Source organism: Vibrio sinaloensis (assembly GCF_023195835.1).
GTDB lineage: Bacteria > Pseudomonadota > Gammaproteobacteria > Enterobacterales > Vibrionaceae > Vibrio > Vibrio sinaloensis_C.
On record NZ_CP096200.1, the window covers coordinates 1,084,454 to 1,097,669 of the forward strand.

Genomic DNA, 13,216 nt, shown 5'->3' on the forward strand with positions numbered 1-13,216 from the left:
TTAGAACGCTTGGTTATGGAACAACAGCAAAGGGAATAATGCCAAGCTGAGACAAGTGCAGCTTGTGCTGCACCTGTTGGTGTTAAGCGCGGGACTTAAGGTAGTGAAGTGCATCATGCAGCGAAGGCATAATGTGATGCCCGAGCGCTTTGACTTGATCGCAAGGCTCGACCAAGTCGGGGATCTGAAACGTTTCCATGTTGGCAGCAACCGCGCTGCGAACGCCGTTGTTTGAGTCTTCAAAAGCGAGGCAGTGTTTAGGGTCGACCCCAAGCCTTGAAGCCGCCAATAGATAGATTTCTGGGTGGGGTTTACCATGACTGACTTCGCAGCCGCAGGTGAGATGGGCGAAGTATTGGTTTAAGTTGGCGAGTTCGAGCTTCACTTGGGCGACCTCGCGATGGGTTGAAGTGGCCACTGCAACTGGGATTTGCTGCGCATTGAGCCACTTAAGCAGCTCGACTACCCCCTCTTTAACGGGAATCGCTTGATGTTTGACAACGCTATCATATTGAGTACGCCACTCTTGCTGAACGCGTTCATAGTCGTCGCCGTAGGCTTGGCGAAAAATAGGTTCGATCCCTGCAGAGTTGCGACCGATGATCGACAGGTAAGTCTCTTCATAGAAAGGCACATTAACGGTTTGACAGGCTTGCTTGAAAACGCGCATACAGAGGCGTTCTGTATCGAGGAGTAGGCCATCCATATCAAAGATAGCGGCTTGAGGTTTCATAGGTACCACTCTATCCACAACAAAAGTGCCGAGTATTCTGGCACAGTTGTAACTGAGAGTAAAAATGATTGAATGTACTTAAAAAACAATGCCGTGTATTGGTTTAACTAATGCAAGATTGGCCCAGTCTACTGGCCGGGCCAAGTTTAGCTTACAGTTTCCACATCCTTGCACTGCGCGCTGGCAATGCAAATTGGTGATAACGAGAACTCACTGTGGTGATGTCGCCGCTCAAAACGTCTTGATACGGGGTGTACCAGTTAAACTCATGCTGGTAAGTATCGACAGTTACCGACTTACTCTCGCCACATTTATTGATTCCGACAACGCCTTGCTTGCCACGCTTAAATAGCAAGGTACATTGATCGCTAGCCATTACAGTCATGCTTTGTCCTTGCATCGCGTTGTGGAAGGCAAGCATGTTAATCATGTTAGGGTCTTGCCACACATTTGCCCAACGACCACTATCTTTGTCTTCGCTGTCAGGTAGATCATCACTATAGACAAGTGGCGTTCCTCCGTCCTTACCTAAGATGTAGGCGTAGGCGAGCTGTTCATCGGTTGGATCCATGATCTGGTAGCGGAATCCGTCATTGGTTGGTATGTCGTGGGTAATCGTAAAGGTGATGGCGCGTGAGTCCTGCAACGCTTGGCCATAGGCTTGTGGGTTGTGTAGCTGATTCAACCCACCAGAGAATGAAAACGCGGCTCGAATCGATGCAAAAAGCGGGAAGTCATAAGCGGCGTGATCGGTATTATTGAGATAAGGGGCAAGAAAAGCCTCATAGCCGCTATCACCTTGACCACCACTGGTAATGACTTCTCCGAATATATGCATACCAGCGGTAATGTCTGGGGTAAACACTTGGTCTATTTGATATTGACTCATATGTTTGACAGCATCGATACGGAACCCTTTGATTCCCATTGATTTTAGTGCATTCAAGTAACTCTTCTGCTGACTCACAACCCATTGATTAGGATCGAGATCCGGTAGCCCAGTATCGCCTTGCCCACCGCACAAGCGCCAATACTGGACATGGCCAGGATCATTCCAATTGGTAATACAGCCTGCTGGGTGGAAATCATTCTCGGAAAAAAGGTTCTCCTGTAAATTGCCGAAAAGTGTTTGCCCTTGATAGTAAGCACTGCGGGACTGATAGTCGTTGAGCACCTCACTACCCGGGTAGTTTAAGTCACTGCGCTTCCATGACTCGTTAGCCATATGGTTAAGCACCACGTCAGCATACACGTCGACCCCAACGCTGTTGAGCGCATTGATCATCGTGACTAAATCTTGTTTGTTGCCGAGCGGAGAATCAATGACACGCAAGTCTTGCGGTTGATAGCGAGCCCACCATTGACTGCCGCTGGATTTCATTGCAGGTGAAATGAGGACTTTTTTAAACCCATTTGCGGCAATTTGATTTGCATTGGCGGTGACATCGGTATATTTCCAGTTAAACGCGTGTAAAATCGCGTCGGCATAACTGGCGTGAGACACCGTGAGGATAGCGCTGGCAGCACAAAGTCGTATTATATTTTTCATAGTATGTTCTCGTTATTGGTATTCATCAAAATGATATTTTTCTTGGTTTTGATGTGTAGCGGTCAGAGAAGGCTGCGGAATCATGATCACAATCGGTAGGGACGCAAATATAAAATCTGTTAGCCCGATTGTGGTTTGTGTGAGCTGGTTAATAAATGTACTAATAACCGCTTGGGTGGTGGTTTACATACACAAAGCGCGCGCTCAATCACGTTTATAACGTACTGTAAATTAATGGCTATCTAGTGCTACAGTAATGGACTACTACATCGATAAATAAAGGAAGAATATGAGTCAGTACAATGTCGCTTTTATCGGCCTAGGTGTTATGGGCTATCCAATGGCGGGTTTTTTGAGCCGAGCAGGGTATGCCACTAAGGTGTATAACCGCACTCAAGCTAAGGCTCAGCAATGGGCCGCAGAGTATCAGGGTCAAGCGTGTGAAACGCCAGCGCAAGCCGCTGAGAACGCTGACATCGTCTTTGTTTGTGTCGGCAACGACGACGACGTGCGCAGTGTGGTTTACGGTGAAAACGGAATTTTGTCAGCGCTGAAACCAGGGGCGATTCTTGTCGACCATACCACCACTTCGGCTGAGCTAGCGGTTGAACTGGGATTGGCAGCGCAAAAGCAAGGCAACGCTTTTGTCGATGCTCCAGTCTCTGGAGGACAAGCGGGTGCGGAAAATGGTGTGCTCACTATCATGTGTGGCGGCGAGCAAGCGGTGTTCGACAAGGTCAGTCCGGTCATGGACGTGTATGCCAAGCAGATCTCTTTGATGGGTGAGAATGGCCAAGGACAGCGCTGTAAGATGGTCAATCAAATTTGCATCGGTGGTATTTTACAAGGCTTAAGTGAAGCTCTGCTGCTGGCGGAGAAATCAGGATTAAACATCGAGCAGGTGGTCGAGACACTCAAACATGGCGCTGCCGGATCATGGCAAATGGAAAATCGCGCGATCACTATGTCGCAAGGTCAGTTTGATTTTGGCTTTGCCATTGATTGGATGCGCAAAGACCTAGGCTTCTGTCTTGATGAAGCGAAGCGTGTGGGTTTGACGCTACCGCTGACTCAGCAAGTGGATCAACAGTACGCAGAGCTCCAGCAACAGGGGTTAGGCCGAATGGACACCTCGGTGCTGATCAAAGCCGTGGCCAAGGATCAGTAAAAGATAAACAGTTCTTTGGTATCAAATAGTTTGAAGAAGTTGAAATCACTCATCGCATTTTCCTTCTCTAATCGGCTTCCATCCGCAGCGATAATTATGCATCTTTGCACTTATCTGTGCGGGCTCTTTAAATTTAGTGCAGCTTTGTTGCTTTCGCCACAAGGTGCTGGGTTACTAGAGAGAATAGGACGGGAGTAAGGGGGGGCTAATCGCTTGTTCGGATTAGTTTGATAGGCCAAAGTGATGAAAAAGGGGAGCATGCAGCTCCCCTTAGTGTTGTCAGCCATATTTGACTTCAAGTTCCAGTGCTTTTTGGTAACACGGATGTTGAGCCAGTTGCTGTTGATATTGGGCGATATTAGGGTAGTGCTCGAGTAGGCCAAACTTGGTCAATACATCAAACACAAACGACATCATGATGTCCGCTCCGGTTAAACGCTCTTCTACCAGGTAGGTTTTTCCTTCCAATCGCTCGTTGACGTAAGTCATCACTTTTTTGATTTCTGCGTCGGCATAATCCGCCACAAAGTTGGTCGGCGCACCATCTTTCGCGATGAACACTTTGAGCAGCAGCGGTAAAATGGCAGAGCTTTCGGCAAAATGCAGCCACTGTAGGTAGTCGATGTACTCAGGGCTTTCCTTCTCTGGAGCGAGCTCAGTTGGTGCGTATTTTTCAATCAAGTACTCGGTGATGGCGCCAGATTCGCTGATAATACGTCCGTCTTCTTCAATCACCGGTGATTTACCCAGCGGGTGCACCGATTTCAGTTCTGGCGGGGCTAAAAAGGAGACGCTGTCACGCTTATAAGGCACAATCTGGTACTCGACGCCAAGCTCTTCAAGTAACCATATAATGCGCATTGAGCGAGATTGATTAAGGTGATGTAGTTTAATCATGCTGACTCCTTATAGTGGTTGATTGGTTTGTACCACCAATTTGCCGAAGTTCTTCCCTTCAAGCAGACCAATAAAGGCTTGTGGCGCGTTTTCAAAACCTTCAACCAGGTGTTCACGGTAGTGAATTTTCCCTTGTGCTAACCACTGAGTCATGTCGGTGGCGAACTCGTTGTAGCGGTGCGCGTAGTCGTCAAAAATGATGAAGCCTTGCATCTTAATGCGTTTGACCAACAGTTGTCCCATCAACATCGACATACGATCTGGACCCTCAGGCAGTGCGGTCGCGTTGTATTGAGAAATCAGGCCACACAGCGGAATACGCGCACTGGTGTTGAGTAGAGGCATCACGGCGTCAAACACTTTGCCACCTACGTTCTCAAAGTAGATATCAATTCCTTGGTCGCAAGCTTTGGCTAGCTGCTCGGCGAAATCGTCGGCCTTGTGGTCGATACATTCGTCAAAGCCGAGCTGCTCTTTTGCAAATTGGCACTTCTCTTCGCCGCCAGCAATGCCGACAACTTTACAGCCTTTAAGCTTGCCAATTTGTCCAACCATTGAACCGACCGCGCCTGTGGCCGCTGCGACTACAAGCGTTTCCCCTGCTTTTGGCTGACCGATGTCGAGCAATCCCATATAGGCGGTAAAGCCCGGCATGCCCATCACGCCCAAGGCGTAAGAAGGGTGGCTTGGGTTCTTGCCTAGTTTAATCAAGCCCTCGCCGTCAGAGAGGCCGTAATCTTGCCAGCCAGTGTACGCCAGTACCCATTCGCCAACTTCGAAGTCTGCGTGGTTGGATTGCTCAACTTGGCACACGGTACCACCGACCATGACCTCATCAAGTGCCACAGGCTCGGCATAGGATTTGGCGTCACTCATTCGGCCGCGCATGTAGGGATCGAGAGAAAGATAGACCGAGCGCAGTAGCATTTGACCCTGGCCTGGTTGCGGTTTGTCCACGCTCTCTAGGCGGAAATCGGACTCTTTTGGTGCACCTACGGGTCTTGAAGCCAATACAATGCGTCGGTTTGTCGTCGTTGTCATGGTTGTTTCCTATTATTAGACCAGTCGTCTAGTTATGGTTTTAAAAAATCCCGTCGTAGCGTCGACGGGAGGTGTTATGCGTTTAGCATCCGCTCGGTAGCTGCAAAGCATTGGTGAAGATTCACCTGATCTTGGTTTAGCTTATTGAGCAAGCTTGCACCGAGCCACTGCTGGTAAAGAATACGAGCGGTAGCGGCAGAGTCTAGTGTCGCAATCGAGCCATCTTGTACGCCCGACTCAATACTGCTCGCCAACTGTTCGATAATTTTATCGGCGCCTTGGGCCAAGGTAACGCGCATCGCTTCTGATAAATCAGAGACTTCAGCACTCAGTTTCACCACCAGACATTTGTTGGCATTACACACGCCGTTTTCAATCTCAAGCCAACGTGAAAAGTAATCAATAACCCGTTGACGTCCGTTGCCCTCGCCATTGTGAAGCACAGCATGCGAGCGAGCCAAATAGGTTTTGAAATACTCCTCGATCAGCGCTTGACCAAATTGCTCTTTCGATTTGAAGTAATGGTAAAACGAGCCTTTAGGGACATCGGCGGTTTTTAGCAACTCGCTCAAACCAACGGCAGTAAAACCTTTGGTGACCACAAGTTGATAACCGACGTCGAGAATATGTTGGCGCGTGTCTTGAGTTTTTGCGTTCATGGGCAGACTATAGCTTAAATTAGACCAGTCGTCTAGTTTTGATTTTAGCTGATTGAGAAAGATTCAAGCCAGACTAGAGTCTGGCTTGGGGATAGACGATTAAATTAATTCGTAGCTGATTTCAAACAGGGCGTCGGTATCGGGGTAGATCTCACGAATAAGCGGCTTAAGTTTGGCAAGCTCTATCGCTTCTTGCTCGGCATGAAACTCATTGATGTCGTCAAATTTGAGCGGCTTAACCGACAGAATACGGATATCACACACTTTTTTATCCGTTTCTAAGGTAAACACTTCCACCTCAGTGCCAGGGACATAGTGCGACTCAGACTCGTCACGGATGGTAATGGTTTTCTTCCCAGCGGTAATCAGAGGAGTCAGAAACTCGAAAAAAGTGATTTTGGTTGGTGCGCTCATGAGTTTTCCTTTGCTTGCCGTTTGTGTTTTGGCACATAGTTGAGAATCGAGATTGGTACGGGTTTGCGCGGGGTAAAGCCTTCTATTTCTCTGCGCTCAATCAAGTGGCCGAGTCGGCTTTCGATCATGCACAAGTTTTTGAAATTGTCTTTTGAGACAAAGGAGATTGCCTCACCTTGTGCATCAGCTCGACCGGTACGACCGATACGGTGCACATACTCGTCAGCAGGGAAAGGTAAGTCATAGTTAATGACGCGCGAGAGACCTTCAATATCGATACCGCGTGCGCCAACACCTGTCGCTATCATGTATTTGATCTTGCCTGCTTTAAAGTCTTCGAGCAGTTGAGTGCGAACGGCTTGACTGCGACCACTATGGAACGCTTCTGCATGGATGCCGCGTTTTTCCAACTGAGTGGCCAACTTGGCTGCTCCGTGTTTGGTCTCGATAAATATCAATGCTTGATCCCAGTCATTTGACTGAATTAAGTGGCTGAGCAATGACGATTTCTGGTCTTTATCAACGGTGACCAGCCACTGATCAATATTCTTCTTTGATGCTTGGTTGGCTGCAATGCTGATCTCATAAGGATTGTGCACCGCCGTTTTGGCCAGATCACGCACTTTATTCGATAGGGTTGCAGAGAACAGTAGGTGCTGAATATCGGTTGGCAGTCTGTCTAGGATTTTGTTGATATCGTCGATAAAGCCCATATCGAGCATGCGATCAGCTTCATCAAGCACCAACACTTCCACTTCGTCAAAGTGCACCGCACGTTTGCCGTACATATCAATAAGACGCCCCGGGGTGGCGACCAGTACGTCAACCCCTTCAATCAGGGCTTGCTTTTGCGCTCGTTCATCGACACCACCGACCATGGCCAGTGAGGTAATGGGCAATTGTTTGGCATAATCTTCAACCTTTTGCGCGACTTGGATCGCCAGCTCACGTGTCGGCACCAACACTAAGGCGCGGATGCGCTTTTTACGCTGCGTCTCACCTTGGCTCAGTTTGTGCAAAATAGGCAATACAAAACTCGCGGTTTTGCCGGTACCGGTCTGCGCGGCAGCGATCAAGTCCTGACCTTGTAAAACAACAGGAATCGCTTTGGTTTGGATGGTGGTGGGTTTGTCGTAGCCGAGTTCGGCAACGGTAGCAACAAGCGGTTGGCTAAGGCCAAGTTTTGCGAAAGACATGGTGACACTCTGAATCATGGTTGTAACAGGGCGCTATGCCCTTAATTGACGCAGAGTGTAGCACGAAGCGTGAAACAATGATTAGCTTTGTGTCACCTTGACTGGCGCGATCACCTCAGTGACGATTTCAGTTTTGACCGAATTGGCAATAAAACAGTGCTGGTGGGCCAAATGATGCATCTTTTCTAGCTGCTCGAGACTGGGTTGTTTATCGCCCAGAAAGACAATTTCTGGTTTGAGCGTGACCTTAGTTACGCTCATATGGCCTTGGTTATCTGCCTGCATGACTCCGATGGCGGTATCAAGATAGGCGTCAATGACGTAGCGCTGCTTGGCGGCAATGCCCAAGAACGTCAGCATGTGGCAACTAGAAATCGCCGCAATGAAAGCCTCTTCCGGATCGACATGACTTTCCTCTGATAATGGGGGAGGAATCACTAGTGGAGAAGAGGAGGCGGGGACCACCACTCCGCCATCGAAGTGCCAAGTATGTGCTCGGCTATATTGGTTGTCGTGAAAAGCTTCGTTCGGTTGACGTTGCCATTCAATTTTGGCTTGATGCTCGGACATGATGCTTCTTCCCTGTAATAGCTGCGCGTTTAGAACTCAGCGTCGACTTGAAACGTCATTCGCTGTTTGGTGTACGGATGATCAAGCTCAAGACGTTCAGCATGCAAATGTAAGCGATTGGCTTTTTCTCCGTATAGGGTATCTCCCACCATGGGTGTCGCCAGACCAAGGTGATGGGCACAATGGACACGCAATTGGTGAGTGCGGCCAGTTTTGGGTTCTAGATAGAGCTTAGTTCGCCCGCTCTTATGCGCGATTTTCTGCCATGTAGTAAAGGCAGGTTTACCATGCTCAAAGCACACCAGCTGGCGCGGCCGATCGACAGGGTCGCCTCGCATCGGCAGATCAATCGTGCCCTGGTCGTCTGCAATATCCCCTTCAAGCAGCGCCACATAGCGCTTATTCACTGCACGAGACATAAATTGCTTTTGCAGGCTTTTGTTTGCGCGTCTGGTGAGGGCGAAAACTAACAGGCCAGAGGTCGCCATATCAAGGCGATGAATCACAAATGGGCCTTCCACGTCGGGAAATTGCGTCTGCAATCGGCTGTAGGCCGAATCGGTGACCACTTTTCCCGGCACCGACAGTAGACCAGATGGCTTGTTAACGACTACCATCGCATCATCTTGATAGAGTATTTCCAGCGGTTTATCTTCAGCCCAGTTTTCCTCTAACGGGTTGTCGTCAACGGTTAACCCTTGCAGCATATGGCCCAGAATTGGCTGACATTTGCTATTGCAAGATGGGTAAAACTGACCGTGCTGGCGTATCTCTGATTTTGGCGATACGCCCCACCAGAACTCGGCGATGGCGAGAGGTTGGTATCCGTTGGCATAAGCATAGTGAAGTAGCTTTGGCGCGGCACATTCGCCAGCCCCTGCCGGTGGAGTGGGCGAAGAAGTATCAGCAAAAATGGATTTGAGTGAGCGAGTTTCGCCGCGAGCGTTTAAAAACACATACTGCTCAAACAATTTGTTTTGCAGTGCATTCGACAAGCTCGCGCGTTGGCTGGTGAGCTTAACCAATTGCTGCTCACGTTGTGATAGCTCAGCTTCGACAACCGCAAGTTTCTGCTCCCATTCCAATTTGAGGTATTTAAGCTGGTTTTTGTCAGCGACACTTTGTTTACCTAGCTGATGATTGAGCTCGGCAAGCGCCTGAGCATCGAGTGTGCCCTCGGCCTGCAAGCGCTTCGCTTTGCGCTCTGCGCGTCGCTCAATCATGGTGCTTCTCAGCGCGGCTTCTTGTTGCTGATAGGTGGTTTGCATCGTATTCAACTGGTCTTTAAGCCGTGCGGTTGTCGGGCAGCTTTCTCGCTGGGCGATTTGTTTGCTCAGCTCGGTTATTTCAGCCAGCTCGGCTTTAAAAAAGCTTTGCTCAGTCAACATGTCAAACACCGGTGGCACAAAGCCGGGCAGTAGATTCTGTTCCGCCACTTTACCCGAAAACGCCGAGAGAAAACCGATCTCCCCGGTAGGGTTTCTAACCAGGAGTACACCAAACATTTTGCCTGCGCCATCTCTCGCCCCGTCAAGGCCAAAGTTATGCTGCCAATGTGTTTGGGTGCTGAGGTGTTGTTGCAACTGCTCTGCCGCCTGTACACATAGTGGATGAGGCTGGTAGTAAAAAGGGAAAGTGTATTTTTCTGGCAACGCGACACCTTGAATCGGTGTGTTGAAGCGGGTAAAGCGGGGATCGGTGTGCGACATATCACTATTTAATATCGGGCAAAATCAACTGACGCTGATTTTACCCGTTTGTGTCGGGATTGCTAGGTCAGATCATCGGCAGGGTTGAGCCGACCAGGAGTAAAGCCATGGCGATGTTAAAGCTTCGCACTCTGAACTGAGTAGTCAGCCAGCGTTGAAGCTCGCGACCAGCTAATATCCAAAACGAGCCGGACGGAAAGTTGACCGTAAGAAAGGTGAGCGAGATAACGGCCAGTTCTAGAACGCCGCCACCGTTACTGTAGAGAGTGACAGCGCTGAGGGCCATCGACCAGCCTTTGGGGTTAACCCACTGAAAGCTCGCAGCGGCTAGAAAACTCATGGGTTTGAAGTTGGTGACATCTTTACTTTGACCACTGAGTGCAATTTTCAATGCGAGATAGGCGAGGTAAGCCAAACTGACGTACTTAAGGATCATGTGCGCGAGGGGGTAGGCAGCAAACACCGCTGAAAGCCCGAGCCCGACTAAGAGCACCATAAACGCAAACCCAAACGCAATACCGCACATGTGTGGCAAAGTGCGTTTGTAGCCGACATTGGCACCTGATGTCATTAGCATCAAATTATTGGGCCCGGGGGTAAACGTCGAAACAAAGGCAAATACGATAAGCGCCGCGAACTGTTCAATTTCCATATCATGATCCTAAAGTTTTACACAATAAAATTGCGTGAAGCTGGCTAGTAGTTGGTTCAATATTTAGCTTATGTGGATTTTGTGGCAATTGTGTGCTTTTATTCGACATTAAAACGGTATTTGCGCAATAAAGGTGAACAATGGATCGGTTTGACGAAAGAATATTGCATGAGCTCAAGAGCGACGGAAAGATCTCCAACGTAGAGTTGGCGGAGCGGATTGGTTTGTCCCCTTCCGCGACACTAAGACGAGTGCAAGAGCTGGAAAAGAGTGGCGTGATAAAAGGGTATCGAGTGGTGCTAGACAACAGCATGCTCGGTGTGGGCTTTATCGCCTACGTGTCTATTGGCTTGGCGAGCCACAGTAAACAAGCGCAACACGAGTTTGAACAACATGTGCGCTTTGTCGACGAAGTGGTGGAGTGCCACAACATCACCGGGGCCAACGAGTACTTGCTGCGTGTCGAGACGCGCGATCTCCCCAGTTATAAGCGATTTCATGCCGATGTATTGGGCGAGTGTCGTCAAGTTCAATCTATCACCACTATGGTGGTCATGGACTCACCCAAAGATAATCGATAGTCGTCGATAGCTAAACTTAAGTTTTAGTGGGCGATGAGCCATCTAGTTAATAAGTTTTAATTATTGATCGTTTTGTATTCATTGTTGATTGCTATTAATTCTTGTTACACTTTTCTTCACCAGTTTCTGTTCTACGTCGGGCTAGGATTTTTGTAACTGATTGATTAATAACTATTCAAATTGACGCTATTCATCAATTTTATCAATTGATTGCATAGCTGGGTTTGAGTATCCTTGCTACGGATAAGGGCTATTACACTGTTTGAAAAACCATATCGAGTTTTAACAGTGAATGCGCCCTTTTTGGTTAGGTCATCCTCCATATAACGCTGTTTAAATCACTATCAGCCATTACAACGTCATGAGAACCAATAACAATGAATATCTCCTTAAGAAACTTGTCTATTCGAGCGCAGGTGTTGCTGCCTGTTCTGTTTACCACACTTACACTCGTGGTGGCATTGTGGGTTACAAAAATCAATCTTGATCACGAGCAGCAAGCGGTAAAAAGCACGACCAATAATTTAGTCTTATATAAAGACATGCTGGCTGATATCGATGATCAGGTTTATCCATTACGTATCAGTGCGGTCTATGCGATTTACGACTCATCGCGTCGTGAGCAGTTCCTTCAGGACCTACAAACCGCACTGACGCAAATTTATAAAGATCTCGACATCATGGCCAAACAGCCTGAGTTCGTAAAACAAGTAGCAGTGGTGCGAGAGGCCATCGAACACTATGTGCAGTTTTCCAATCAAGCGGTCGATATGTTTGCGCGTCGCGATGTTGGTCAAGTGACTGAGCAAGAGTACAGCGCTTTCGTAACCCAATATCGTCAGTCGGGCGGGGCGATGATTTCTGCCATCAATCGTCTGTCGGTCAATGTCAATGAGTTTGCCAATCAAGCGATGGCACGCAGCGATGCCCAAAATGCCAAAGTAAAAAACACCGCAATGGTGTTGGTTCTGAGCGTTCTGTCGATATCGCTAATCGTTGCTTGGCTGCTGTCCGGTATGATCGTAAACCCGATTCTGATGTTGCAACAGGTGATGCGTAAACTCGCCCAAGGTCAGCTGTCTGTCCGTGCGGAAGTACAAGGAACCAATGAAATCGCTATGCTCGGCAATGATGTCAACCAAACCGCGCAGCAGTTGCATTTAACGGTTGAAGAGTTAAGCCGGATCAGTGAGGAGGTGGCGTCTGCTTCTACGGAGCTGGCCGCGGTTATGACCCAGGCACAAGCGAATGCACAGCAGGAGTTAGCGGAAATTGAGCAAGTCGCTTCGGCGGTGAATGAGCTGTCGAGTACCGCAGATAATGTCAGCGACAATGCGCAATTGGCAGACTCTACCGCTCGCGAGGCTGACCAACTGGCCCAGTCGGGAATGAGCATAGCCCAAGAGAGCAAATTAGCCAGCCAACAGATGGGTAGCGCACTTAACGAGGCCGCACAGGTTGTCAGGAACTTAAAGCAGCAATCTGAGCAGATCAACGATGTGATTGAAGTGATCCGCAGTGTGTCTGAACAAACCAACTTGCTAGCGCTTAACGCGGCGATTGAGGCTGCGCGAGCAGGAGAATCAGGACGCGGATTTGCTGTCGTGGCTGACGAAGTGAGAATGCTCGCTGCGAGAACGCAAGAGTCAACTGGTGAAATTCAAGCGATCATCGAAGAGCTGCAAACCCAGTCGGGCCGCGCCAATGACAGCATGCAAGTTAGCCTCGACATTCTCGATAAAAACAATCAATTAGCGGAGCAGACCAACAGCGCGCTGCTAGGCATCACCGAGTCGGTATCCAACATCAACGATGCCAATACACAAGTGGCGACCGCTGCCGAGCAGCAATCCCAAGTTACTCAAGACATTAACCGCAATGTAGTCAATATGTCTGAACTGGTGAACCAAAACGTCTCGGGTATTTGTCAAAGTGCTGCTGCCAGCCAAGAGTTATCAACCTTGGCAGAAAAACAAAAAGCACAGCTGGCGTTTTTTAAGTTCTAAAGTCCAAACTATCCGGAAAAAGCAGTCTCAAGACTGCTTTT

General features: G+C 48.7%; 13 protein-coding genes. 3 read left to right on the forward strand and 10 right to left on the reverse strand.

Going from position 1 to position 13,216, the window contains the following annotated elements:
* Positions 1–82: 82 nt before the first annotated feature.
* Entirely contained in the window at positions 83–733 is a 651-nt protein-coding gene (locus MTO69_RS18435; RefSeq protein WP_248334867.1) for an HAD family hydrolase, read from the reverse strand.
* Between the two features lie 151 nt (positions 734–884).
* On the reverse strand, positions 885–2,282 hold the full coding sequence (locus MTO69_RS18440; protein ID WP_248334868.1) for an alpha-amylase family protein: 1,398 nt from the start codon (positions 2,280–2,282) through the stop codon (positions 885–887).
* A gap of 289 nt (positions 2,283–2,571) precedes the next feature.
* Here MTO69_RS18440 and MTO69_RS18445 point away from each other — a divergent pair, with 289 nt between their 5' ends.
* The gene (locus tag MTO69_RS18445) at positions 2,572–3,450 is read left to right on the forward strand and encodes an NAD(P)-dependent oxidoreductase (RefSeq protein WP_248334869.1); all 879 of its coding nucleotides are present in this window, start codon (positions 2,572–2,574) and stop codon (positions 3,448–3,450) included.
* A 279-nt stretch (positions 3,451–3,729) separates the two neighbouring features.
* Here MTO69_RS18445 and MTO69_RS18450 read toward each other — a convergent pair whose 3' ends face one another.
* The 8 genes from MTO69_RS18450 to MTO69_RS18485 form a co-directional block, all read right to left on the reverse strand.
* Positions 3,730–4,347: a glutathione S-transferase family protein gene (locus MTO69_RS18450; RefSeq protein WP_248334870.1), complete on the reverse strand. Its 618-nt coding sequence runs from the start codon at positions 4,345–4,347 to the stop codon at positions 3,730–3,732.
* 9 nt (positions 4,348–4,356) lie between these two features.
* A complete protein-coding gene (locus tag MTO69_RS18455) occupies positions 4,357–5,388 on the reverse strand; it encodes an NADP-dependent oxidoreductase (RefSeq protein WP_248334871.1) in 1,032 nt (343 codons plus the stop codon).
* Positions 5,389–5,462: 74 nt separating this feature from the next.
* On the reverse strand, positions 5,463–6,047 hold the full coding sequence (locus MTO69_RS18460; RefSeq protein ID WP_248334872.1) for a TetR/AcrR family transcriptional regulator: 585 nt from the start codon (positions 6,045–6,047) through the stop codon (positions 5,463–5,465).
* A 99-nt stretch (positions 6,048–6,146) separates the two neighbouring features.
* Complete coding sequence (yqfB, locus tag MTO69_RS18465; protein ID WP_248334873.1) at positions 6,147–6,461, reverse strand: N(4)-acetylcytidine aminohydrolase; 315 nt, start codon at positions 6,459–6,461, stop codon at positions 6,147–6,149.
* Positions 6,458–7,657, reverse strand: coding sequence for a DEAD/DEAH box helicase (locus MTO69_RS18470; RefSeq protein WP_248334874.1), 1,200 nt, complete (start codon positions 7,655–7,657; stop codon positions 6,458–6,460). The genes yqfB and MTO69_RS18470 overlap by 4 nt, the downstream gene beginning before the upstream one ends.
* A gap of 81 nt (positions 7,658–7,738) precedes the next feature.
* Complete coding sequence (locus tag MTO69_RS18475) at positions 7,739–8,227, reverse strand: OsmC family protein (RefSeq protein WP_248334875.1); 489 nt, start codon at positions 8,225–8,227, stop codon at positions 7,739–7,741.
* 29 nt (positions 8,228–8,256) lie between these two features.
* On the reverse strand, positions 8,257–9,936 hold the full coding sequence (locus MTO69_RS18480; protein ID WP_248334876.1) for an RluA family pseudouridine synthase: 1,680 nt from the start codon (positions 9,934–9,936) through the stop codon (positions 8,257–8,259).
* Positions 9,937–10,003: 67 nt separating this feature from the next.
* On the reverse strand, positions 10,004–10,588 hold the full coding sequence (locus MTO69_RS18485) for a LysE family translocator (RefSeq protein WP_248334877.1): 585 nt from the start codon (positions 10,586–10,588) through the stop codon (positions 10,004–10,006).
* Between the two features lie 140 nt (positions 10,589–10,728).
* Between MTO69_RS18485 and MTO69_RS18490 the strand changes: the two genes are divergently transcribed.
* Both MTO69_RS18490 and MTO69_RS18495 read left to right on the forward strand, forming a co-directional pair.
* Positions 10,729–11,169, forward strand: coding sequence for an Lrp/AsnC family transcriptional regulator (locus MTO69_RS18490; protein WP_248334878.1), 441 nt, complete (start codon positions 10,729–10,731; stop codon positions 11,167–11,169).
* A gap of 377 nt (positions 11,170–11,546) precedes the next feature.
* Positions 11,547–13,175 carry a methyl-accepting chemotaxis protein gene (locus MTO69_RS18495; protein ID WP_248334879.1) on the forward strand — a complete coding sequence of 543 codons (1,629 nt, stop codon included), beginning with the start codon at positions 11,547–11,549 and terminating at the stop codon, positions 13,173–13,175.
* Positions 13,176–13,216: the final 41 nt, after the last annotated feature.